18 protein-coding genes are annotated in these 22,194 nt (G+C 55.8%); 11 read left to right on the top strand and 7 right to left on the bottom strand.

What is annotated here, in order from left to right:
* Positions 1–51: 51 nt before the first annotated feature.
* The 8 genes from Q334_RS0107040 (at position 52) to Q334_RS18335 (ending at position 8,726) form a co-directional block, all read left to right on the top strand.
* The gene (locus tag Q334_RS0107040; protein ID WP_027312585.1) at positions 52–423 is read left to right on the top strand and encodes a diacylglycerol kinase; all 372 of its coding nucleotides are present in this window, start codon (positions 52–54) and stop codon (positions 421–423) included.
* A 216-nt stretch (positions 424–639) separates the two neighbouring features.
* On the top strand, positions 640–1,755 hold the full coding sequence (locus tag Q334_RS0107035; protein WP_035461038.1) for a branched-chain amino acid ABC transporter substrate-binding protein: 1,116 nt from the start codon (positions 640–642) through the stop codon (positions 1,753–1,755).
* A 220-nt stretch (positions 1,756–1,975) separates the two neighbouring features.
* Positions 1,976–2,902 carry a high-affinity branched-chain amino acid ABC transporter permease LivH gene (gene livH / locus Q334_RS0107030; RefSeq protein ID WP_027312583.1) on the top strand — a complete coding sequence of 309 codons (927 nt, stop codon included), beginning with the start codon at positions 1,976–1,978 and terminating at the stop codon, positions 2,900–2,902.
* Positions 2,902–4,173, top strand: a complete 1,272-nt coding sequence (locus Q334_RS0107025) for a high-affinity branched-chain amino acid ABC transporter permease LivM (RefSeq protein WP_035461082.1) — start codon at positions 2,902–2,904, stop codon at positions 4,171–4,173. Before livH ends, Q334_RS0107025 begins: the two co-directional genes overlap by 1 nt.
* A complete protein-coding gene (livG, locus tag Q334_RS0107020; RefSeq protein ID WP_027312581.1) occupies positions 4,170–4,937 on the top strand; it encodes a high-affinity branched-chain amino acid ABC transporter ATP-binding protein LivG in 768 nt (255 codons plus the stop codon). The genes Q334_RS0107025 and livG overlap by 4 nt, the downstream gene beginning before the upstream one ends.
* A gap of 3 nt (positions 4,938–4,940) precedes the next feature.
* Positions 4,941–5,642: an ABC transporter ATP-binding protein gene (locus Q334_RS0107015; protein WP_027312580.1), complete on the top strand. Its 702-nt coding sequence runs from the start codon at positions 4,941–4,943 to the stop codon at positions 5,640–5,642.
* Positions 5,614–7,002, top strand: coding sequence for a sigma-54 interaction domain-containing protein (locus Q334_RS0107010; RefSeq protein ID WP_027312579.1), 1,389 nt, complete (start codon positions 5,614–5,616; stop codon positions 7,000–7,002). Before Q334_RS0107015 ends, Q334_RS0107010 begins: the two co-directional genes overlap by 29 nt.
* 122 nt (positions 7,003–7,124) lie before the next feature.
* Positions 7,125–8,726 (top strand): acyl CoA:acetate/3-ketoacid CoA transferase, encoded by a 1,602-nt coding sequence (locus Q334_RS18335; protein WP_051527591.1) that lies wholly within the window; start codon positions 7,125–7,127, stop codon positions 8,724–8,726.
* Positions 8,727–8,797: 71 nt separating this feature from the next.
* Here the strand turns inward: Q334_RS18335 and Q334_RS18330 are convergent, their stop codons facing one another.
* Complete coding sequence (locus Q334_RS18330) at positions 8,798–11,596, bottom strand: putative bifunctional diguanylate cyclase/phosphodiesterase (RefSeq protein WP_051527590.1); 2,799 nt, start codon at positions 11,594–11,596, stop codon at positions 8,798–8,800.
* A gap of 177 nt (positions 11,597–11,773) precedes the next feature.
* On the opposite strand from Q334_RS18330, the gene Q334_RS0106995 reads away from it, so the two are divergent.
* Complete coding sequence (locus Q334_RS0106995; RefSeq protein ID WP_027312578.1) at positions 11,774–12,478, top strand: response regulator; 705 nt, start codon at positions 11,774–11,776, stop codon at positions 12,476–12,478.
* A 92-nt stretch (positions 12,479–12,570) separates the two neighbouring features.
* Complete coding sequence (locus Q334_RS18325) at positions 12,571–13,899, top strand: sensor histidine kinase (protein WP_051527589.1); 1,329 nt, start codon at positions 12,571–12,573, stop codon at positions 13,897–13,899.
* 102 nt (positions 13,900–14,001) lie between these two features.
* Here the strand turns inward: Q334_RS18325 and Q334_RS18320 are convergent, their stop codons facing one another.
* Together Q334_RS18320 and Q334_RS0106980 are read right to left on the bottom strand one after the other, a co-directional pair.
* Complete coding sequence (locus tag Q334_RS18320) at positions 14,002–16,473, bottom strand: ABC transporter permease (protein ID WP_051527588.1); 2,472 nt, start codon at positions 16,471–16,473, stop codon at positions 14,002–14,004.
* On the bottom strand, positions 16,463–17,173 hold the full coding sequence (locus Q334_RS0106980) for an ABC transporter ATP-binding protein (protein WP_027312577.1): 711 nt from the start codon (positions 17,171–17,173) through the stop codon (positions 16,463–16,465). Before Q334_RS0106980 ends, Q334_RS18320 begins: the two co-directional genes overlap by 11 nt.
* Here Q334_RS0106980 and Q334_RS0106975 point away from each other — a divergent pair.
* The gene (locus Q334_RS0106975; RefSeq protein WP_035461036.1) at positions 17,172–17,804 is read left to right on the top strand and encodes an arylesterase; all 633 of its coding nucleotides are present in this window, start codon (positions 17,172–17,174) and stop codon (positions 17,802–17,804) included. The two genes, Q334_RS0106980 and Q334_RS0106975, sit on opposite strands and share 2 nt — an antisense overlap.
* A 233-nt stretch (positions 17,805–18,037) precedes the next feature.
* On the opposite strand, the gene hemW is transcribed toward Q334_RS0106975, so the two are convergent.
* From hemW to Q334_RS0106950, 4 genes are all read right to left on the bottom strand, one after another.
* Positions 18,038–19,174, bottom strand: coding sequence for a radical SAM family heme chaperone HemW (gene hemW, locus Q334_RS0106965; RefSeq protein WP_027312575.1), 1,137 nt, complete (start codon positions 19,172–19,174; stop codon positions 18,038–18,040).
* Positions 19,175–19,321: 147 nt separating this feature from the next.
* Positions 19,322–19,912 carry an RdgB/HAM1 family non-canonical purine NTP pyrophosphatase gene (rdgB, locus tag Q334_RS0106960; RefSeq protein ID WP_027312574.1) on the bottom strand — a complete coding sequence of 197 codons (591 nt, stop codon included), beginning with the start codon at positions 19,910–19,912 and terminating at the stop codon, positions 19,322–19,324.
* Between the two features lie 98 nt (positions 19,913–20,010).
* Entirely contained in the window at positions 20,011–21,471 is a 1,461-nt protein-coding gene (locus Q334_RS0106955) for an ATP-binding protein (protein WP_027312573.1), read from the bottom strand.
* Positions 21,471–22,175: a response regulator gene (locus tag Q334_RS0106950; RefSeq protein ID WP_027312572.1), complete on the bottom strand. Its 705-nt coding sequence runs from the start codon at positions 22,173–22,175 to the stop codon at positions 21,471–21,473. Before Q334_RS0106950 ends, Q334_RS0106955 begins: the two co-directional genes overlap by 1 nt.
* Positions 22,176–22,194 lie beyond the last annotated feature (19 nt).

The raw sequence follows: 22,194 nt of genomic DNA, 5'->3' as shown, positions 1-22,194 counted from the left end.
TGTACAAAGGCCATAATCAGGCCGCAAGCATAGCACGACAGGTTTATCACTATGACATACAAGAATCAGGGTTTTAGCCGCATTATCAAAGCCACCGGCTACTCCTGGCAGGGGCTCTGTCAGACCTTTAAACAGGAGGCCGCCTTTCGCCAGGAATTGGCGCTGGCTGCACTGTTAATGCCCTTTTCCTGGTGGTTGGCCGATACCCTGTTAACCTGGCTAATGTTGGTTGCCAGCCTGTTGCTGATCCTGATTTGCGAATTACTCAACTCCGCTATAGAAGCCGTTGTCGATCGCATTGGTGCTGAAGTCCACCCTCTTTCTGGACAAGCTAAGGATATGGGGTCCGCTGCGGTCTTTATCAGTTTGGGGCTGGCCGCCCTGGTTTGGGGCAGCCTGCTATATAACAAGGCATTTGGATGACACTAGACGATGTGTCTATTCAATTATATTCACCACTCCCCTCCTCTGCTCCGTTCTGAAATTTAGTTGACGCCACTCAAGGTTTAGCTAGAGTAGGGATGGTCTAACCTGTGGCGACGGCCTCTGGCCTCAAGCCCTAACCCCAAACTCGTGAAGCAGATTGTTCGGCACCCCGGCCAAGGCCCAGGGCGCTGCCGAGATAAAGGGATACTAATAATGAAAAAATTCAACAAGACACTGCTCAGCATCAGTACCTCCGCCATCATTCTAGGGATGGCTGGCCTGGCTCAGGCCGGTACCATCAAGATTGGTCTGGCTGGCCCGGTAACAGGTCCTGTTGCGCAGTATGGTGACATGCAGCTGATTGGTGCCCAGCAAGCGATTGAAGACATCAATAAAGCTGGCGGCATTAACGGCGACACCCTGGAAGGGGTTATTTATGACGATGCCTGTGATCCCAAACAAGCCGTAGCGATCGCCAACAAGATCGTCAACGATGGGGTGAAGTTTGTCGTAGGTCACCTGTGCTCAAGCTCCACTGAGCCTGCTTCCGACATTTACAGCGACGAAGGTATCCTGATGGTTACCGCCGCCTCTACCAACCCGACCATCACAGAGAAAGGCTATCCGCTGATCTTCCGTACCATTGGTCTGGATTCCTTGCAGGGCCCCACCGCCGGCCAGTACATCGTTGAGAAAGCCAAGCCCCAGCGCGTGGCGGTTATTCACGACAAACAACAGTACGGTGAAGGCTTGGCCACTGCGGTACGTGACTACGTTACCAGCAACGGTATCAATGTGGTGATGTTCGAAGGTGTTACCCCAGGTGACAAAGACTTCTCCGCCCTGGTCGACAAACTGAAGAAAGAAAACATCGATTTCGTTTACTACGGTGGCTACCACCCTGAACTGGGTCTGATCCTGCGTCAGTCCAAAGAAAAAGGTCTGAACGTTAAGTTCATGGGCCCTGAGGGTGTAGGTAACAAAGACATCAGCGCCATCGCTGGTGAAGCCTCCGAAGGCCTGCTGGTTACTCTGCCCAAGGCATTTGACCAGGATCCCGTCAACGCCGACCGTGTTGCGGCGATCAAAGCTAAAAACCAGGACCCCACTGGTCCCTTCGTGTTCCCCGCCTATGCTGCGGTTGAAATCATGGCAAATGGCATGAAAGCTGCAGGTACTGAACCTGAGGCCGTCGCTGAGTGGATTCGTAGCAACAGCCACGATACCGCCATCGGCAACCTGAGCTATGACGAAAAGGGTGATCTGAAAGACTTCAGTTTCATCATTTACAACTGGCACGCCGACGGTACCAAATCAGCTGCTGAATAAGCCAGCTGCAGGGTACCCGGCCTAAGACTGGGACCCGTTGTCTTTAGCCAAGCGTAATTTGCCAGGCACAACAGGCCAGCAGTAGGCACTTTCGCCTACCTTCTGGCTTGTTGCGTATTAAGCAAATTGCGCCGCTAAACCAGGGTGCTCATTACTATAACAAACATCGGCCCATCTCCTTGCCACAAGCAAAGGAGGTGTAGTTGAGGTCTAGATTTCCATGTCAGAAGCCATTCTTTATTTTTCCCAGCAATTGCTGAATGGCCTTACTCTGGGCAGTGCCTATGCGCTTATCGCCATTGGTTACACCATGGTGTACGGCATTATCGGCATGATTAACTTTGCCCACGGTGAGGTCTACATGATCTCCAGCTATATCGGTTTTATCGTTATGGCTGCCCTGATGATGTTCGGCATCGATTCCGTGTTCCTGCTTATGGTGGGAGCCCTGCTGATCAGCATGATTGTTGCAAGTGCCTATGGATGGACCATTGAGCGGGTGGCTTACCGGCCGCTGCGGGGGGGTAATCGACTAATCCCGCTGATTTCCGCTATCGGGATGTCAATCTTCCTACAAAACTATATTCGCCTGGCCCAGGGCTCACGCGATATCGCCATGCCCAGTCTGGTCAGTGGTGGTTGGAGCTTCGGTGACCCCGCAGGTTTCCAAGTCTCTCTCTCCTATATGCAGCTGATTATCTTCGTGGTGACCTTTATCGCCATGAGCTGTCTGCACCTGTTTATTTCTCGCTCCCGCATGGGACGTGCCTGCCGTGCAGTTGCCCAGGATCGTCGCATGTGTAACCTGCTTGGCATCAACACCGATAACATCATTGCCATCACCTTTATCGTCGGCGCCTCTCTAGCTGCAGTAGCCGGTATTCTGCTGGGTATGTATTACGGTGTGATCAACCCCTACATCGGCTTCTTAGCTGGCTTGAAGGCCTTTACCGCAGCGGTATTGGGCGGTATCGGCAGTATTCCAGGAGCGATGCTCGGTGGCCTGATTCTAGGCATCACCGAAGCCATTACCGCGGGTTACTTCAGCACAGAATACAAAGATGTTGTGGCCTTCTCCTTGCTGGTGCTGATTCTGTTGTTCCGTCCCACCGGACTACTCGGTAAGCCGGAGGTGGAGAAGATATGATGTCTCAACGTCTAAAAACGGCGCTTTTTGCCGCCTTTATGACCCTGGTTTTGACCGCCCTGGCACTAGGGGTGCGTCTGCAATCTGAAGGTACGGGTCTTAAGATCTATGTTCCCCAGGACAATACCTGGACATGGATTTTTGCCGCTACCGCTTTTATTTTCTGCTGGCAGCTGTTCCGCTCTCAGATGGATGCGTTAGTGGGCGCCCTGCCCTCCATGCCTAAAGTGGGCCACCTGTTGCCAGAAGGCAAAGCCGGTGAAGGTCGTCGCAAAGCACTAACCTTACTGGCCATCGCCGCCTTGATGATTTGGCCCTTCCTGGTCAGCCGTAGCGCAGTGGACTTAGCTACCTTGACCCTGATCTACGTGATGCTTGGCCTTGGCCTCAACATCGTAGTGGGTTTTGCGGGTCTACTCGACCTGGGCTATGTCGGCTTCTATGCCGTAGGTGCTTACAGTTACGCTCTGCTGAACCAGTATTTTGGCTTTAGCTTCTGGGAAGCGCTCCCCATCGCCGGCATTATGGCGGCCCTGTTTGGCTACATCCTGGGCTTCCCGGTATTGCGTTTGCGTGGTGACTACCTCGCCATCGTTACCCTCGGCTTTGGTGAAATCATCCGTATCCTGCTCAATAACCTGACCTGGTTAACCGGCGGCCCCAACGGCATCAGCCGGATTCCTAAGCCTGAGTTCTTCGGCCTCGAGTTTGCTCGTCGTCCGTCGGAAGAAGGCGGCAGCACCTTCCATGAGTTCTTTGGCATTGCTTATTCCAACGACCATAAGGTGATTTACCTCTATCTGTTGGCGGCTGTGCTGGTGCTGATTACCCTGTTTGTGATCAACCGCTTACAGCGGATGCCAGTGGGTCGTGCCTGGGAAGCCCTGCGTGAGGATGAAATTGCTTGCCACTCTCTGGGTCTCAACAAAACCGCCATTAAGCTGTCAGCCTTTACCATTGGCGCAGCCTTCGCTGGTTTTGCCGGGAGTTTCTTCGCTGCCCGCCAAGGCTTTATCAGCCCCGAGTCCTTTACCTTTATTGAATCGGCCATCGTGCTGGCCATCGTGGTATTAGGTGGTATGGGTTCCCAGCTAGGGGTGATCTGTGCTGCGATCGTGATGACCGTACTGCCCGAGTTGGCCCGTGAATTCCAGGAATACCGCATGCTGATGTTCGGTCTGCTGATGGTCTTTATGATGATATGGCGTCCCGATGGTCTGTTGCCGATGAAACGTCCTCATATGGAACTTCCACAAGGAGGTAAAGCATGAGTACCCCCATCATGGAAGTTACCGGCCTGACCATGCGCTTTGGTGGCCTGTTAGCGGTCAATGGCGTGGGTTTAAGCGTCGGCGAGAAAGAGATCGTATCGGTCATCGGCCCTAACGGAGCGGGTAAAACCACGGTATTTAACTGCTTAAGTGGCTTCTATAAGCCCACAGAAGGCAGCATCCTTTACCGGGGTGAGCCGATACATGGCCTGCCCAGTTACAAGATTGCCCGTAAAGGTATTGTCCGTACCTTCCAGCATATGCGCCTGTTCACCAGTATGACGGTGATCGAGAACCTGCTGGTTGCCCAGCATATGCACGTCAATACCGGTCTGTTCTCTGGCCTATTCAAGACCGCCAACTTCCGCTTGAGTGAAGAACAGGCAATGGATAACGCCGTGGCCTGGCTTAAGCGGGTTAACCTGCTTGAACACGCCAACCGGGAAGCCGGTTATCTGGCCTATGGCCAGCAGCGTCGCCTGGAAATTGCGCGCTGCATGGTCACCAAACCGAAACTATTGATGTTGGATGAGCCTGCTGCAGGCCTCAACCCGAAGGAAACCAAAGACCTGGATGAACTCATTGTCAGTCTGCGTGAACAGGAAGGGCTATCCATCCTGCTGATCGAGCACGACATGAGCCTGGTAATGGGGATCTCTGACAAGATCGTGGTACTCAACCAGGGCGCCCCCCTGGCGATGGGCACCCCGGATGAAATCCGCGCTAATCCAGATGTCATCAAGGCCTACCTGGGTGAGGAGTAAGGCATGCTAACCCTGGAAAACGTACACACTCACTACGGCAAAATTGAGGCGCTGAAAGGCATCTCCTTGCAAGTGAACAAAGGGGAAATCGTGACCCTGATCGGCGCCAATGGCGCCGGCAAAACCACCATTCTGATGACCGTCTGTGGTGATCCCCGCGCCTCCAGTGGCAAGGTCACCTTTGAAGGGGAAGACATCACCCAGATGTCGACCCACGACATCATGCGTAAAGGACTGGCGGTAGTCCCCGAAGGTCGACGGATTTTCCCTGGCCTAACGGTGGAAGAAAACCTGCACATGGGTGGATTCTTTATCGATCAGGCGACCTTTAAAAAGACGGAAGCCTACGTATTTGAACTCTTCCCCCGCCTGAAAGAGCGGATCAACCAGCGGGCAGGCACCATGTCCGGTGGTGAGCAGCAAATGCTAGCGATCGGCCGCGCCCTGATGATGCAGCCTCGCCTGCTGATTCTGGACGAACCCTCACTGGGTCTGGCCCCGATCATCATTCAGCAGATTTTTGAGATCATCGGCCATCTGCGTGATCAAGGCATGACCATCTTCCTGGTTGAGCAAAATGCCAACCAGGCACTGCGTCTGGCGGATCGTGGCTACGTACTGGAGAACGGTAAGATTGTCCTGGCCGATTCCGGTGCTTCGCTGCTAGCCAACGAGGATGTGCGTAAAGCCTACCTCGGTGGTTAATTCTCCTCTGCTCCAGCAGCTCCTCAGCCAGACCGGTGATCCCACCGGTCTGGTTGCCATGTTTGATAATCTCTGCCAAGGCTCCATCGCCGTTGACCAAGACTGTCGGATAATCTGGCTAAGTGAAAGCTACCGGCCATTATTAGGCCTGCCTGCTGACACCCCGGTGCTCGGACGCTCGATTGAGACGCTGATTCCCAATTCGCAAATGGCCCGGGTGGTCGCCAGTGGCGAGCCTAACTTTCTTGATCTGATGCAGATCGAGGGACGTTGGTGTGTGGTAACACGTTTACCCCTGAAAAATGCCGAAGGTGCGGTTACCGGTGCCATTGGCTTTGTCTTCTATGACCAGCTAGACGCCCTCTATCCGTTCTTAAATAAAGCGGTCAGACTGCGTCAACAACTGCAAAGCACCCTGCTCCGCCCCAGCAAATATGCCCTGGATGACCTGATCGGCAGCTGCGACAGCATGCAGCGCCTTAAGCGTCAGGCCCATCGTGCCGCACTGTTGGACACCACCTTATTACTGCTGGGAGAAACCGGAACCGGCAAAGAGCTGCTAGCCCAGGGCATTCATGCCGCCAGCAGTCGGAGCCAGGGGCCCTTTGTCGGCATCAATATGGCAGCCCTACCCGATACCCTGGTGGAGGCCGAACTCTTTGGTGTTGCCCCCGGTGCCTTTACCGGCGCCGATCCTAAAGGCCGTCAGGGCAAATTACAGTTAGCCCAGGGAGGCACCCTGTTCCTCGATGAAATTGCCGATATGCCACTCTCAACCCAAGCCAAACTCCTGCGCGTACTCCAGGAGCGAGAAGTCGAGGCCTTGGGTAGTAACCGACTGGAGCCCGTCGATGTCCGCATCATTGCTGCCACCTCACAGCATCTGGAAGACAAAGTTGCCCAGGGACAGTTCCGTGCCGATCTGTACTATCGCATTAATGTTCTATCACTGACGCTGCCACCCCTGCGTGAGCGACTGCAGGATCTGGCTGAACTCAGTCAGGCGTTACTCAAGCAGATTAGCCGTCAAACCAACCTGCCCCCGCTGAGTCTCAGCCCTGCAGCCCTCAGCGCCATGGCTCAGCACCCCTGGCCTGGCAATATCCGTGAACTCCGTAATCGCTTAGAACGTGCGCAAGTGCTAAGCGAGAATGCCAGTATCAGTCCTGCCGATCTTGGCCTCGAACCCCAACAAGCCCACACCAGCCTGGCCGATGAACAACTGCGCCAGGAGCGTCAGCAATTGCTGCAAGCACTTCAACTCTGCCAAGGCAATCGTAGCCAAGCAGCGAAACACCTGGGCATCAGCCGGGCCACTCTCTATGTCAAACTGCGCAAACACAACCTAGACAAAAAATAGACAATACTGTCTAAAGAATAAGACACACTTCCTACAATCAAAAATATAAGCATTTGATTTTATTAAGGATTTTTTATGGCATCGGCTTTGCAATATCACAGCCATTGCCTAGGGAGGATGTCATGCAGAAACTTATCAGTGCCGACCAAGCCGCCGCGCTCATCAAAGATCATGACAGCCTCCTGACCGGTGGTTTTGTCGGTATTGGCTTCGCCGAAAGCCTGGCTAAAGCCTTAGCTAGACGCTTTCAACAAAGCAGCCAACCCCGCCACCTCACCCTGGTGTATGCCGCTGGTCAAGGCGATGGGGGAGAACGCGGCCTCAACCATCTTGCTCTGCCAGGGCTGCTAAAAACCGTCATCGGTGGCCACTGGGGCCTGGTACCCAAACTGGGCCAGCTGGTGCAAAAGGAAGCCATCGAAGCCTATAACCTGCCACAGGGTATTATTTGCCACCTGTTTCGTGACATTGCCGCCAAACGCCCCGGCACCATCAGCAAGGTCGGTTTGCATACCTTTGTCGACCCACGCTATCAGGGGGGGCGCCTCAATCAACGGAGCCAGCAGGAACGGGTCAAGCTGCTGCAGCTCGGTAGTGATGAGTACCTGTTCTACCCCACTTTTGCCGCCAACGTCGCCTTTTTAAGGGGCACTACCGCCGACAAGCGGGGCAATATCTCAATGGAAAAAGAAGCCCTGCCACTGGAAGCCCTGGCCATTGCCCAGGCGGTACATAACAGCGGTGGCAAGGTCATCGTGCAGGTTGAGCGCCTCACCGAGCAGCATCTATTACCCCCTGACCGGGTACGGATTCCCGGTATTCTGGTGGATCATGTGGTACTAGCCGAGCCCGGTGACCACCCGCAAACCTTCAGCGAAACCTATAACCCAGCCTACTGCCATGAAATCAGCTATCAACCTGAGTGGCAAAGCAGCGCGCTTGATCTGCGCAAATTGATTTGTCGCCGCGCCCTACTCGAACTCGGCCAGGGTGCGGTGGTGAACCTCGGTATCGGCATGCCTGAAGGAATTGCCCAGGTCGCCGCCGAAGAGCAGCGCCTACAGCGCGTTACCCTGACGATCGAACCGGGTGCGATTGGGGGGCATCCCGCCAGTGGCTTGAGTTTTGGCGCGGTTGCCGGAGCCGAAGCGATCATTGATCAACCCGCCCAGTTTGACTTCTATGATGGCGGCGGTCTGGATCAGGCTTTCTTGGGCATGGCGGAAGTCAGCCAATGGGGTGATGTCAACGTCAGCCGCTTTGCTAATAAGCTGGCCGGTGCCGGTGGGTTTATCAATATCAGTCAAAATGCCAAGGAAGTGTATTTCCTTGGCAGCTTCACCTCAGGTCCCCAGGATATTCGGATTAGCGATGGCCAGCTGCACATTATCCGCAATGGCGAGATCTGCAAGTTTGTCGAGCAGGTACAGCACCTGACCTTTAATGGTCGCTATGCCAACCAACGCCAACAACGGGTGTGTTTTATCACTGAGCGGGCGGTCTTCCAACTCAGTGCTGAAGGCCTCATTTTGAGTGAGATTGCTCCAGGGGTGGACTTGCATAAAGACGTACTGGAGCTCATGGGCTTTCGTCCCTTACTGCCGGAGCCGCCACGACTGATGGATTCGCGCCTGTTCCGTCAGGGGCCGATGCATCTGAATCACCAGGGCAGCCAGCCACTGGCGGAATTACGCCAGCTCTGGCGTCAGCTTAGCTGCCCTTAAACCATCAATAGCGCAAGCCGGTATGCCGGCTTTTAGTGCCTGTAGCCCAGCTGCAGGCATTTTTTTAGTCGCTATACCTGCAGCTGAAAGGTATGGATAAAGTCAGCCACTGCAGTGACTTCCAGTGGTTTGGAGTAGAGATACCCCTGGACACCATCACAGTCATGCTGCTGCAACAGAATTAATTGCTCGGCGGTTTCTACCCCTTCCGCAATCACTTCCATCTCCAGGGCATGTCCCATCTGAATCATCGCCTGCACAATCGCCTGCTGATGCTGGCTACTGGCCAAGTCCTGAATAAAGGAACGATCTATTTTCAGCTGATGAAGACGGAATTTTTGCAGATAGCCCAGCGAGGAATAGCCCGTACCAAAGTCATCAATCGCCAACAATACTCCCATGCTTTCCAGCTGACGGATCGCTTGCTGAGAGGCATGGCTGGAGTCCATCAGGATACTCTCGGTAATCTCCAGCTCTAATTGCTGCGGCTGTATTTGATAGCGTTGCAGCAACTGGCTCACCTGCTGCAACAGGTGTTTACTGTTAAGGAACTGCCGGGGTGAGAGGTTGACGCTTAAACGCGGTAGCTCAATACCCTGTTCACGCCACTGGGCCAACTGCCGAGCGGCCCGCTCCAGCACCCAGTTGCCCAACGGAATAATCATGCCGGACTCTTCCGCCACCGGAATAAAGCGTAGCGGACTCACCTCCCCCCATTGCGGATGCTGCCACCGCAATAACGCTTCCATACCTAGCAATTGACCGGTGCGAATACAAACCTGGGGCTGATACACCAAGCGCAACTCTTCCCGTTGCATAGCTTGATGGAGCTGGGTTTCCAGCGCCATCCGCTCCATTGCCTGGGCATGCATCGCCGTGGTGTAAAAGTGATAGGCATTACGCCCCCGCGACTTGGCATCATAGAGTGCCATATCAGCCTGTTTGAGCAGCATCTCCATACTCTGACCATCCTGCGGAAAACGGCTGATGCCAATGCTGGTACCAATCACCACTTCCTGCTCAGACAACACATAGGGATGGCGGAAATCTTCCAGAATCCGCGCGGCTAAGCGGGCGGATACCTCCTGCTCCTGCCCACCCTGATGCAATGGCAGCAGAATGACAAACTCATCCCCACCAATACGGGCCAGATGCGCCTCCTCCGGAATCAGCTTCAACAAGCGCTGCGCCACACCGCGCAACAGCTTATCCCCTTCCGCATGCCCCAGGGTGTCATTAATCCGCTTAAAGTCATCCAGATCCATAAACAGCAAGGCAAAGCCAAATTCCTGGCAACGGGCCTGTAACAGCAGAGTGTTGAAATGCTCCTGAAAGGCAGCCCGATTAGCCAGCCCGGTCAGCTGATCCTGGTTGGCCAGCTGATGCAGGCGCGCCTCCTGTTCTTTACGCTGAGTAATATCGGTAAAGACGCCGACAAAGTATTGCAGGCGGCCAGCACGGTCATACACCGCATTAATGGTCAGCCATTCGGGATAAACACTGCCGTTGTAACGGCGATTGTAGATTTCACCCTGCCAGTGTCCCTGTTGCAGCAGGCTTTGCCAGAAGGAGCGGTAGAACGAGGCATCATGGCGGCCAGACTGTAGCAGCCGCGCCGAGCGCCCCCGTACCTGCTCTGGTTGATAGCCAGTTATCTCACTAAACGCCTTATTCACCATCAGGATGCGGCCATCCGGATCTGTCACCATCACGCCATCGGCCATATTGGAAAACACCAGGGCAGCCAGGTGACGCTCATCCTCAATCGCCATATCCCGGCTCAAGTCCCGCACAGCCACCACAAACCAGGCACTTTCCCCCTGATGGCCCGGGCTCAGAGTCATCTCCAGCGGAAAGAGTTGATCTTCCAAACGCCGTCCCTGCACCTCAATCCGACAATGCTGTCCCTGCCGGGCTCGCTCCAGGGAAGACAGCAACAGTGGCTGATCAGGGCCATCAATCAGGCTAGTCAGGTTTTTCCCACGCAACTCCGCCACTGGACGTTGCCAGATACGTCCCACCACCCGACTGGCGCTGATAATCAGCCCCTGGGCATCCAGCCCCAGCACGCCATCAATGATGGAATCGAGAATCAGCTCAGTGCGCTTGGCCTGCTCTTTCGTTTGTTGCTCCAACTGCATACGGCGCTTTTCCGCCCGCGCCGCAGCAGAACGAACGCGATAAAGCAGCCAGGCCAACAGAGCGGAGACCAAGATCGATAACAGTAAAGTGCTGATATAGGCCGTACGGATATCGCGCAAATGCTTATCCAGCTGCTCCATACCGAAGTCGAGCCCTAACATGGCCACTAGCCGCCCCTGTTCATCCTGCAAGGGGGCAAAACCGCTAAGGTGCTCGCCAAAGTAGTCCACATAGGGACGCTCAAACACATAAACCTTGCCCTGTTCCAAACTGGCAAACAGCGCCTGGTCTTCATCACTACCGCCGGTATAACGCTCCATCACCCGGCTGGCTTTCAGAATCTGCTCGTTGCTTAACTCATCGGCATAGAAGGCCGTGTCCAACACGAAGTAACGTTCACCGCCGCGACGCACCATGGTGTAAAGATAATTAATTTCTGGTAAGGATTTATGGATCTTGAGTAGTGGTTCAATCGCTTGCCGATACAGTGGTCCACCGGTCTGTTGATCCCGCTCTAAGCGACGATGCAGGGGGACATCCACCTGCTCCGCGGCCACCACCAGAATGCGGGCGATATCTTTGCGCAATAGCTGCAACTGTTCATCCGCCGCCTGCCGATAAAGCCAGCTCAAGCTGCCACCTAACAAGGCTTGGAGCAACACTGCTAGGGTTAAGGCTAAACACAGCGGACTTAAATGTAAGATGCGGCTGACGAACTGATTGAACATCCCTGCTACTCCAATCAGGATAAGAAGAGCGACCATTGTAAACGCAAAAGTTACACTAAGAAACATTAGTATCTTTTATCGGCCAACTCCTGCAAAAGCGGCAAAATTCAGTATCATGGGAGCCTTGCCGCCTGCCTTGGGCGGATCTGGAGCATTCCCTGTGCTGGAGGTGTTTGCATGAGTGCTATCCCCCATATTCTGCTGGTCGATGATGATCAGGAATTACGTGAACTCGTCAGCCGTTATCTAAGCAATAACGACTTCCAGGTCAGCTGTGCCGATGCTGCTCCTGCGATGGATGCCATCTTGGCAAAAGGCTGGCCTGATCTGATGATTCTTGATCTGATGCTACCCGGTGAAGATGGCTTATCCATTGCCAAACGCTTAAAAGCCCAGCAGCCTCTGCCGATTATCATGCTCTCCGCCAAGGGCGAAGACATTGACCGCATCGTTGGCCTGGAAGTCGGTGCTGATGACTATCTGGCCAAGCCTTTCAACCCACGTGAACTGTTAGCCCGGGTGCGCGCCGTCTTACGCCGTCCTCAACAAAGTAAAGGGGAAAGCCAGGCCCAGCGTTATAAGTTTGGCGAATTTGTGCTGGACACCCAGCGCCACCAACTCACCCGTAACGGTGAGCTGGTTCACCTCACCACCAGCGAATATGAACTGCTGGAAATCCTGGTGCAGCATCCAAACCAGGTATTGGATCGTGACACCCTGGTCACCCAACTCAAGGGGTATGACCGCTCTCCTTTTGATCGCAGTATCGATGTGCGGGTGACGCGCCTACGTGCCAAGTTAGAGAAAGCTTCCGGCTCGCTGCACCATATTCAAACTATCTGGGGCAAGGGCTACCTCTTCGTACCCGATCCCGAAGGCTGATCCCAAGCTCAACCTGTCGTGGCGCAGCGGTTACTGCTGCGCCTATCTGGCTCAGCCATCGCTCAGCGCCCCCTCAGTCCAGGCACACTCTCATGCTGAAATCACTTCTGGCGCGAACATCCCTCACCCTGGCTCTAGCGGTGATCGGTATTCTGCTCTGTTTCGCTCTAGTTACTCTGCAATACTTTATTTTGCCGGTGGCCAGACAAGCAGCAGACGATCAGGCGGCACTGATGGTGCTCGCCGCAGAAACCTGGGTGGAGCTGCCCCCTTACAGCCGCTCCTATTACCAGCTGGAATTGGCAGAGCAGCATTTGCTACTGCTCACCCGCTCCCAACCCGATACCGCCCCCCTGCAACACTCCACCCTGTTTTTGAATATGTTGGGGCAATCCTTAGCGCAACGTCTGCAGACGCCAGTGCGCTTGGCACGGGATAAAAGTGATGCACGCCTGATTTGGGCCACCTTCAACCTGCCCACCGGCGATATCTATATTGGCTTTGCCCAGGAGCGTCGGGCCGTACTGCCTCCCGCCATGGCGCTGCTGTTGCTCGGATTTGCCTCCCTGTTGATCCTGCTTGCCTCCGTCACCGTTGTTTCACGCATTACCCGCCCCATGGTGGCTGCCGCCCGCGCCGCCCGGCGCATCGGTAAAGGCCTGCATTTTGAGCCCCTGGATGAAAGTGGCCCGGAAGAACTGGCCATCGTCGCCCGTAGTTTTAACCGTATGGGTAAAGAAGTACGGGAGCTGTTAGAACATCGCACCACCTTGCTGGCGGGCATTTCCCATGATCTGCGCACCCCCATCGCCAGAATGCGGATGGCCATCGAACTGCTGGATGATGGCAGCAACCCGGAACTCTGTGAGCGCCTGACCCGCAACCTGGGGGATATGGACCGCCTGATCGGCGATACCCTGATGTTGGCCCGCGGCTTTGAACCCCAACAGGCAGAGACCCTGGACACACTGGTGTTACTGGAGGAGCTACAGGATATTCACCCGGAGCGGATCGAGCTGGGCGACACCAGCAGCTTGCCAGAGCAATTACAGCTGCCCTGGCTGGCATTTAAGCGGGTGGCCTCTAACCTGATCGAAAATGCCCTGCGTTACAGCGGTGAAGCGCTAGTACGGGTGGAGCTAAGCATGCGCGGCCCCGAGCTGATGCTACGCATTATTGATCGCGGCCCTGGGATTCCGGATGAAGCCAAAGAGCGCATCTTTGAGCCCTTCTATCGTTTGGAAAGCTCACGCAACCAGCATACCGGCGGCAGCGGTCTCGGCCTTGCCATTGTCCGTCAGCTCTGCCAACTCTACGACTGGCACCTGGCGGTACAGGATAATCCCGCTGGCGGTACTATCATGCAGCTAACCTTACTGCCTGAGGCGCAGGAGTGTCCTTACCAACTGCCGCCGCCCTAATTGCCGGCAACCTTCCTCCCTACCAATCGGCGTAAACAGCGAAGCCCCAAGCGGGGCTTCTGTCGGCTCTCAACTCGCTGCTACTCCTCACTAACGCCAGCCTTAATCCAACTGCCGTAGCCATTGCCAGGGCGGTTGCTGGCCAATTCCCCTTAGCATCCATAAGGCAGGTAAGGTGACCATCAACGCCGCCAGCACCGGCCAGAACACTAACCACCAGGGTTGTGGCATGCCCCACCCCAACAGCAGCACAAACACCAGCCAGCCCAGCAACAGGGTTGCCACCGCCGCCAACACGCCAGCCAGGCCGCCCAGGCAGAGAAACTCCCAGCGCAAACGTCGCCGTAACAAGGCTCTGGGTACCCCCAGGGTATGCAGCACCAATTGCTCCCGCTGGCGCTCTGGTAGATTAATCTGAATCACCGCCACCAACACCAACCAGGCCGCCAGCAACAAGAATACAAACAGGTACTGCACCGCCTGCGTCAACTGACTGAGGATGCGGCGGAACTGCTCAAGCAGGGGGTTGATTCCCACCAGGCTCACCGTTGGCCAGCGCTGGCTAAACTCCGTCAGCCTCGACTCCTGCTCCGGTGCCACATAGAAACTGGTCATCGCCGCGCTGGCCAGCTCCCCTAACACCTTGGGCGAAAAAATGACAAAGAAGTTCGGATTAAATGAGTTCCAATCCACGGTGCGAATACTGGTGAGCTTGGCACTGACCAGGCTGCCGCCAATATCAAAGCGCAGCTCATCCCCCAGTTTTAAATTCAAACTCTCGGCAAAACCCTGTTCAGCGGAAAATTCTGCCCCCTGGCTGTCCGCAGGCCAGAACTGTCCCTCTAGGATTGCATTATCGTTGCCCGGTTGCTCGGCCCAGGTCAGGTTAAGCTCTCGCTCCAGGGTATGACGCCCCTCCTTACTCACCCCTGGCTGCTGCTCCACAGGCTGATCATTAATCGCCACCACCCGCCCACGGGCCAGCGGATAGAGGGGGTTATCATCCCAGCCCTGTTGCTGCATAAAGTCAGCGACTGCCTGCCGCTCCCAGGGCTGAATGTTCAGGGCAAAGTAATTAGGCGCCTGCTCCGGCAACTGTTGTTGCCAGCTAGCAATCAATTCAGTGCGCATCAACATCGCCAAGCCGATGGCAATGCCCACCAAGCTAAAGGCGGCGATTTGCAACGGCGCCCAACTGCCCAGCGGCAGGCGCTGACCCAGACGGTCTTTTAATGCCTTCACCAGCAGCCAGGCCACACCATAAATCAGCCCTAACGCCACCACTAAACCCGCCCCCATCGCCAGGGTGAGCCTGGGCTCTCGACTTTGCAGCCACAGCCAGCCTAACAATGCCAGCAAGGCCAGGCCCAGACTTAGCCAGCGTCCTAACTGCGGCCAACTGATCTCGCGACGGAACACACGCAGGGGACTGACCTTCAACAGTTGCCACCAATCCGGCAACACCAGCGCCCCCAATAACAACAGCGCGGTTAGCACCCCGCTCCAGGCTGGCACCCAGCTCAACGCCGGCATGGGATTCGGTAGCCAGTCAGCGAAAATCAGCACCAGCCCCTGCTGCGCCAGGGCGCCACTGGCCACCCCCAATAACACCGCCAACAAACTCAGCCAGCCCAGACGGGCGCCCAGCATCCAGGCCAGAGTCGAACGCTTCAGGCCCAGGCAGCGCCACAGGGCAATCTCATCAACATGACGTTGACTGTAGTGACGCGCCGCCAGCGCCAGGGTGATTCCCGCCAGCACCACCGCCAACACACTACCCAGGGACAAATACTGGCGCACCCGCTCCAGCGCAGCGGCTAAGCGAGGATTGCCCTGCTGTGGATCTTGGATTCGCACCCCCGGCCCTAACTGCGGCTCCAGCCAGGCCTTAAAGCGCTCAATCTCAGCACCGTTGCCCGCCAAAAGATAACGGTAGCGAATCCGGCTACCCGACTGAATAAGCTGAGTACTGGGCAAGTCCGCCGCATGCATCATCAGCCGCGGACTCAGACTGGAAAAATCAAACACCGGGTCGGGCTCTTCCAGCAGCAACGCCGCTACTTTGAGCTTGGCATAACCCAGTTGCAGCTCATCCCCCAACTGCAGCTGCAGCAAGTCGAGCAAGCGAGGCTCTAACCACACCTCGCCAGGCTGGGGGCCACGCTGCAGCGTTTCCGGCTCGGCCTGAGTTTGACGCTGAATTTGTGCCTGGCCATACAGCGGATAGCCCTCACCCACTGCCTTGATACTGGCCAAGGCAAAGTGCTCGCCAGCCCCCGCCATCGAGGGAAATTCGAACACCTCCACCGGCGCAGCCAAGCCCAATGCCTGCGCCTGCTGCCACCAGGCTGCTGGGGCCTCGCGGCTACTGCGGATCACCAAGTCCCCCCCTAGCATTCGCCCCGCCTGCGTCTGCAAGCCACGCTCCAACCGATCAGCAAAAAAGCTGATCATGGTGGTGGCCGCACAGGCCAGCCAGATTGCTAATACCAGTAGGCGCAACTCACGGTCACGCCACCCTAAACGGGCATATTGCAGGATACTGCCAGCAGTTGGCCGACTGTCAGCCTTCATGCTGCACCTCCTGTTGGATTTGCCCTGCTTCCAAATAGATACGCCGCTGACAACGGGCCGCCAGTTCGACATCATGGGTCACCAAGATCAGGGTTGTGCCCAGTTCCTGGTTGAGGTTAAACAGCAACTCCATAATTTGTGCGCCTGTCTGCTCATCCAGATTGCCCGTCGGTTCATCGGCAAACAGTACCCGCGGACGCCCGGCAAAGGCTCTGGCCAGTGCCACCCGCTGTTGCTCACCACCTGAAAGCTGGCGCGGAGTATGGTTTAGGCGCTGCCCTAGCCCGACCTGCTGCAACCAGTAACGCGCCTCCTGTTCGGCTTGTGGGTGGCCGCAAAGCGCCAGTGGCAGGCTGACATTTTCCAGCGCGGTTAAATCTGCCAACAGCTGAAAGGATTGAAAAACAAAGCCGAGATAACGTGCCCGCAAAGCCGCACGCTGCTCCTCACTGAGGACAGCCAGATTATTACCATCCAAGCAGACCGCTCCCTCACTCGGCACATCCAAGCCCGCCAGCAATCCCAGCAAGGTCGACTTGCCCGCGCCGGAGCGGCCTAAAATCGCCAGGGTTTGCGCGGCCTCCACCCGCAGGCTGACATCCGCCAGCAAGGTCAAAGGGCCTGATTGCGTTTGCACCACTTTGCCGATATGGTCGGCAAGCAACAAAGGTTGAACATCTGTTGAGGGTAGGGTCGTCATGCGCAATCCTTTTTTTCGTTTCCTGTTACTGGGCTGGCTAAGCCTCTGTGGCTGGGCTCAAGCCAGTACCCTGATGATAGTCGGTGACAGCCTCAGTGCTGCCTATGGCCTGCGGGCAGAGCAGGGCTGGGTCAAGCTGTTAGAGCCGCAACTGCCACCAGATTGGCGGCTGATCAACGCCAGCATGAGCGGTGAAACCAGCGGTGGCGGCCTGGCCCGACTGCCCGCACTGCTTGAGCAGCATCAACCCCAATGGGTGCTGCTGGAGCTGGGCGGCAATGACGGTTTGCGCGGCCTGCCACTAGCCAGCCTGCAACAGAACCTGACTCTTATGGTCGAATTGGCTCAAGCCCAGGGCGCCCGGGTGGCGATACTCGGTGTACGTATTCCGCCCAATTATGGACCTCAGTATGCCGATGCTTTCGCCCAACTCTTTACCACACTCGGGCAAACCTTAGCTGTGCCGGTATTGCCATTCTTTATTGAACCCGTGGCGCTCAACCCAGAGCTAATGCAAAGCGATGGCATTCATCCCAATGCCCAAGCCCAACCCATTCTGGCCAAGCATGTAGGGAACTGGCTACTGCCTTTACTGAATGCTGACAAAGACAACAGTCTGGTAACCAAATAATTCCAACACCCCGTCCTGTAAAGGGTTACCAAAGCGTATTACGGCCCCTCAGCGCCGACTAAATTCAGACTTTTTCTGATAGTCGCTACCAAGGGGAGCGACTATGCTGAGTTTCAGGATGTATCCGGACGGATACAAGGAGGCAGGATGCCCACCTCAGCGGATGAGGCTGCAGGACGCCACAAGGAAGGCTAGTCGCGGGTTAGGGGGCCAGGATGCGAACCTTGCCCAGGCTAGATGAACAGCTCCAGCAAATCGTTTAAATAACGCCGCCCGAGTGGCGTCGGTTTAAACACAGCTCCGTTCATTTCGAGCAGCTGCCGGTTTTGTCCCAGTTCGACCTGCGTTGACAGGACACTGAGCGACAACCCGGTGCGCTGCTCGAACCATTTACGGGGCACACCTTCCACCAAGCGCAAGGCGTTCATCATAAATTCAAAGGGCAGCTCCTCTGCCGTGACCTCCTGACTACCCGCCACCAGTAAACGTGCAGGGTCAAGATAATGCTGCGGCATTCGGGTTTTCCACCGCCGTTCGATACGGCCCTGGTTCAACCAGGTCACCTTGCCATGGGCCCCCGCCCCTATCCCCAGATAATCACCAAACTGCCAGTAATTCAGATTGTGCTGCGCCTGTCGGCCTTTGGCGTAGGCGGAGGTTTCATATTGGCGATAACCGGCTGCTTCTAACAGAGCATGGCCTTGTTCCTGGATATCCCACAGGGTTTCATCCTCCGGTAAACGCGGAGGACGGCTGTAAAACTCGGTATTGGGTTCAATGGTCAGTTGATACCAGGAGAGATGAGGTGGGGCTAATGCCAAGGCTTGGCGTAGGTCGGTTAATGCTTGCTCAATCGTCTGTCCCGGCAAGCCATGCATCAAATCCACATTAAAGTTATCGATACCTAACTGCGGCAGGCAGGCCAGGGCTGCCAAGGCTTCTTCTGGATTATGAATCCGCCCCAAGGCCTGTAAGTGCTCAGCATTTAAACTCTGCACTCCCACCGACAAACGGTTGACCCCTGCCTCGGCATAGCCGGCAAAACGGGCCTGCTCAAAGGTACCGGGATTGGCCTCCATGGTGATTTCACACCCTGGCTGCAAGGAAATACGGGCTCGCACCCCATCAAGCAGCTGTTGAATCGCCTGGGCACTAAAGAGGCTAGGGGTTCCGCCGCCAATAAAGATAGAGCTAAGGGGACGCCCCTGGGCACCCGCCAACTCCGCCTCCAAGTCCGCCAGCAACCGCTGCACGTAGGCTTGCTCGGGCAGCTCATCACGCTGGGCATGGGAGTTAAAATCACAATAGGGGCACTTACGCACACACCAGGGGATGTGGATGTAGAGGCTTAACGGCGGCAACTGCAACATAAATCAGCCCATCTTAGAGCTTAAGGTCGCCCACTAGGGGCCTGGGGGGCGCTATTCTAGCCCAGCCCCCGCATTCTCCCAAGTCAAGGCAGCCCTCACTCACAGTCATAGATAAGGCCGCCGCGTCACGTATTGCATCAAAAAAGGTTATGGCTCCAGCCGTTGCAACAGCTGCGCCAGGGCGCGACCACGATGACTGAGCAGGTTTTTCCGCTCCGGCGTTAACTCGGCGGCACTGCAATTTTCTTGTGGCACCCAAAACAGCGGGGCATAGCCAAAGCCACCCTCACCCCGGGGCTCAAATAAAACCCGGCCTTCCCAGGCCCCATGGCAGATCAAAGGCACGGGATCATCGGCATGGCGCATATAGACCAGCACGCAGTGAAAACGGGCCTGCCGTTCTGATTCAGGGATATGGCGCATCCGCTCCAATAGCAACGCGCAGTTATCCTCATCGCTGGCACCTTCGCCAGCATAGCGGGCCGAGTAAATCCCCGGCGCGCCTTTCAGGGCATCCACCTCCAGCCCCGAATCATCGGCCAAGGCTGGCAGGCCAGTTAGACGGGCGGCGTGGCGAGCCTTAATGATGGCGTTTTCAACAAAGCTCAACCCCGACTCCACTGCATCCGGTACGCTAAAGGCTGACTGGGGCACCACTTCAAAATCAAGCCCACCCAGCACCTGATTAAACTCACGAAGTTTGCCGCGATTACCGCTGGCCAGGACTAGCTGTTGCATGGTCGTCGCCTTCTATTACTGGTTAGTCAGTGAAAGGGTCCTAGTTCAGTCGCAACCACTAAGACCTGTGTATTTGGTACCGCTATCCTAGGCTGGATTCAATGCGGTACATCATCATTTTGTGTTTGTCGGGGCAGGCGCACCAAGGCTTCCAGCCCCCCTTCCGCACGATTGCTCAGGGTTAAACGCCCCCCCTGGGCATGAACGATATGACGGGCAATGCCCAACCCCAGGCCACTGCCACCGGTATGACGACTGCGGGAGCGCTCCAGCCGCACATAGGGTTCAAAAACCTGCTCTAACAACGCTTCGGGAATACCAGGGCCATTATCCAGCACCCGCACCCGCAATTCGCTGTCGTCATCCTCCAGCTGAATCTCACAACGCTCACCATAAAACAGTGCATTGTCGATCAGGTTGGTAAAACAGCGCTTCAATGCCAGCGGTTTGCCCATAATCGTCCGCGCCTGGCCACTGAGCCGCACTTGACGCCCCTGTAGCTGATAATCCGCCAGCATCGGCTCCAGTAAATCAGCCAACTGAATCGTCTCGGTATTTTCATGGATGTCCGTGTCCTTCACACACTGCAACGCTCCTTTCACCATCAGATCCAACTCGGCCAGATCCTTACCAAAACGCTCACGCAGGTTGTCATCATCCAGCAGCTCGGCACGTAGCCGCAGTCGGGTGATCGGCGTTTTTAAGTCATGGGAAATCGCAGAGAACAGGCGTTCGCGGTCTTCCAGATAGCGCTGAATACGCTCACGCATCAGGTTAAAGGCTTTGGCTGTGGCCACAACCTCGGAAGGGCCGGACTCAGGCAGTGGCGCTTGCTCCAGATCCCGCCCCAAGTCTTCCGCCGCTTTAGCTATATGCGCCAGAGGACGGGTCATCCAGCGAATGCCGATAAAACTGAGGATAATCACCACCAGCAGCATAATGCTCAGAAAGGCCAGCTTATCTGCCGCTAACCAGCCCCCAGTCTGCAGAAAGCCAGGTACCGGTAACACTGTCGCCACATAGAGCCAAGCCGATGAATCCAGCTGCATCTGCACCACCATGACTGGCGAAGAAAGTGGATCAAGTAGCAACGATTGGGCCCAGCGCGGGGGTAAGTCCATGGCCAGCGTTTCATTATTCAACACCCGCAGGTTCTCCGGTTTAGAGAACTCCACCAACACTGACTTCACATTCAGCTCTTGGCGCAGGATACGATAGACATTGCTCACCACCAGGCGCTTTTCATGGCTGTCTTCAATGTCATCCACCAGAATCAGATGATCGTTGATGCTGATAAAAAAGCGCGTTCCCCCCATTTTGCGCAACTGATCTAACACCAGATGGCGGTACTCTAATGGCAGAGAGGTAAAGAACTGTACGGTTGAAACTAGGCTATAAGCGAGGTTACGCGAGACCCGATCGACCAGATCCAGGTGGCTGTTACGCACCTGTGCCGACCAGACGCCATAGCTGATCAATTGCGCCAGCAGCACCCCACCCAGCATTAGCAGCACGAAACGACCGCGCAGTGAGCGGGGCAACCACCAGCGTTTATTCACTAGCCCACCATTTCCACTGGCACCGCCAGGATGTAACCGGCGCCGCGTACCGTTTTAATTAATTGCGGGGTTTTGGCGTCCTCGCCCAGGCGCTGACGCAAACGGCAGATATGCACATCAATGGAACGATCCAACGGCGGCGCATCTCGGCCACGGGTTAAGTCAAACAACTCATCCCGCGACAACACCTTTTGTGGATGGCTGAGAAACACCGATAGCAGGGCAAAATCCGCTCCCGATACATCCTGGCGCTCACCACTTTGGCTCACCAGTTCACGGGTGGTGCGATCCAGCTGCCAGGGGCCAAAGCGCAGATAACGTGCCTGACCGCCGTAACTTTGCGTACGCCGCAGAATAGCCTTAATCCGCGCTAACAGTTCACGCGGATTAAAAGGCTTGGCGATGTAATCATCCGCCCCCAGCTCCAGGCCGAGGATACGATCGGTGTCATCGGCACTGGCGGTCAGCATTACCACCGGAATCTGCGAATGCTGACGCAGACGGCGACAGAGGGTAAAACCATCGTCGCCGGGCATCATCACATCCAAAATAACCAAATCGGGGGTAAAGTCCTGAAAAACCAGTTCGAAGGCCTCTCCATCGGCCGCGGTCATACACTGAAAACCATGACGACTCAGGTAATCCGACAATAGCTGACGGATATCCTCGTCATCATCGACAATCAATACGCGCTTGGAGGTCATAGCACCTTATCTTTCTGGT

The organism is Balneatrix alpica DSM 16621, assembly GCF_000619885.1.
In the GTDB taxonomy this organism is placed as follows: Bacteria; Pseudomonadota; Gammaproteobacteria; order Pseudomonadales; family Balneatricaceae; genus Balneatrix; species Balneatrix alpica.
The sequence above is the reverse complement of the archived record's forward strand: the minus strand, read 5'-3'. Positions and strand labels throughout refer to the sequence as shown.

Excerpts from the sequence above, each read along its gene's own strand:
- Q334_RS18320 (WP_051527588.1), bottom strand. The coding sequence starts at position 16,473 with ATGAAGGCTGACAGTCGGCCAACTGCTGGCAGTATCCTGCAATATGCC.
- Q334_RS0106975 (WP_035461036.1), top strand. The coding sequence starts at position 17,172 with ATGCGCAATCCTTTTTTTCGTTTCCTGTTACTGGGCTGGCTAAGCCTC.
- Q334_RS0106995 (WP_027312578.1), top strand. The coding sequence starts at position 11,774 with ATGAGTGCTATCCCCCATATTCTGCTGGTCGATGATGATCAGGAATTA.
- livG (WP_027312581.1), top strand. The coding sequence starts at position 4,170 with ATGAGTACCCCCATCATGGAAGTTACCGGCCTGACCATGCGCTTTGGT.
- rdgB (WP_027312574.1), bottom strand. The coding sequence starts at position 19,912 with ATGCAACAGCTAGTCCTGGCCAGCGGTAATCGCGGCAAACTTCGTGAG.
- Q334_RS0107040 (WP_027312585.1), top strand. The coding sequence starts at position 52 with ATGACATACAAGAATCAGGGTTTTAGCCGCATTATCAAAGCCACCGGC.
- Q334_RS0107025 (WP_035461082.1), top strand. The coding sequence starts at position 2,902 with ATGTCTCAACGTCTAAAAACGGCGCTTTTTGCCGCCTTTATGACCCTG.
- Q334_RS0106950 (WP_027312572.1), bottom strand. The coding sequence starts at position 22,175 with ATGACCTCCAAGCGCGTATTGATTGTCGATGATGACGAGGATATCCGT.
- Q334_RS18325 (WP_051527589.1), top strand. The coding sequence starts at position 12,571 with ATGCTGAAATCACTTCTGGCGCGAACATCCCTCACCCTGGCTCTAGCG.
- Q334_RS0107010 (WP_027312579.1), top strand. The coding sequence starts at position 5,614 with ATGTGCGTAAAGCCTACCTCGGTGGTTAATTCTCCTCTGCTCCAGCAG.
- livH (WP_027312583.1), top strand. The coding sequence starts at position 1,976 with ATGTCAGAAGCCATTCTTTATTTTTCCCAGCAATTGCTGAATGGCCTT.
- Q334_RS18335 (WP_051527591.1), top strand. The coding sequence starts at position 7,125 with ATGCAGAAACTTATCAGTGCCGACCAAGCCGCCGCGCTCATCAAAGAT.
- Q334_RS18330 (WP_051527590.1), bottom strand. The coding sequence starts at position 11,596 with ATGTTCAATCAGTTCGTCAGCCGCATCTTACATTTAAGTCCGCTGTGT.
- Q334_RS0107035 (WP_035461038.1), top strand. The coding sequence starts at position 640 with ATGAAAAAATTCAACAAGACACTGCTCAGCATCAGTACCTCCGCCATC.
- Q334_RS0106980 (WP_027312577.1), bottom strand. The coding sequence starts at position 17,173 with ATGACGACCCTACCCTCAACAGATGTTCAACCTTTGTTGCTTGCCGAC.
- hemW (WP_027312575.1), bottom strand. The coding sequence starts at position 19,174 with ATGTTGCAGTTGCCGCCGTTAAGCCTCTACATCCACATCCCCTGGTGT.
- Q334_RS0107015 (WP_027312580.1), top strand. The coding sequence starts at position 4,941 with ATGCTAACCCTGGAAAACGTACACACTCACTACGGCAAAATTGAGGCG.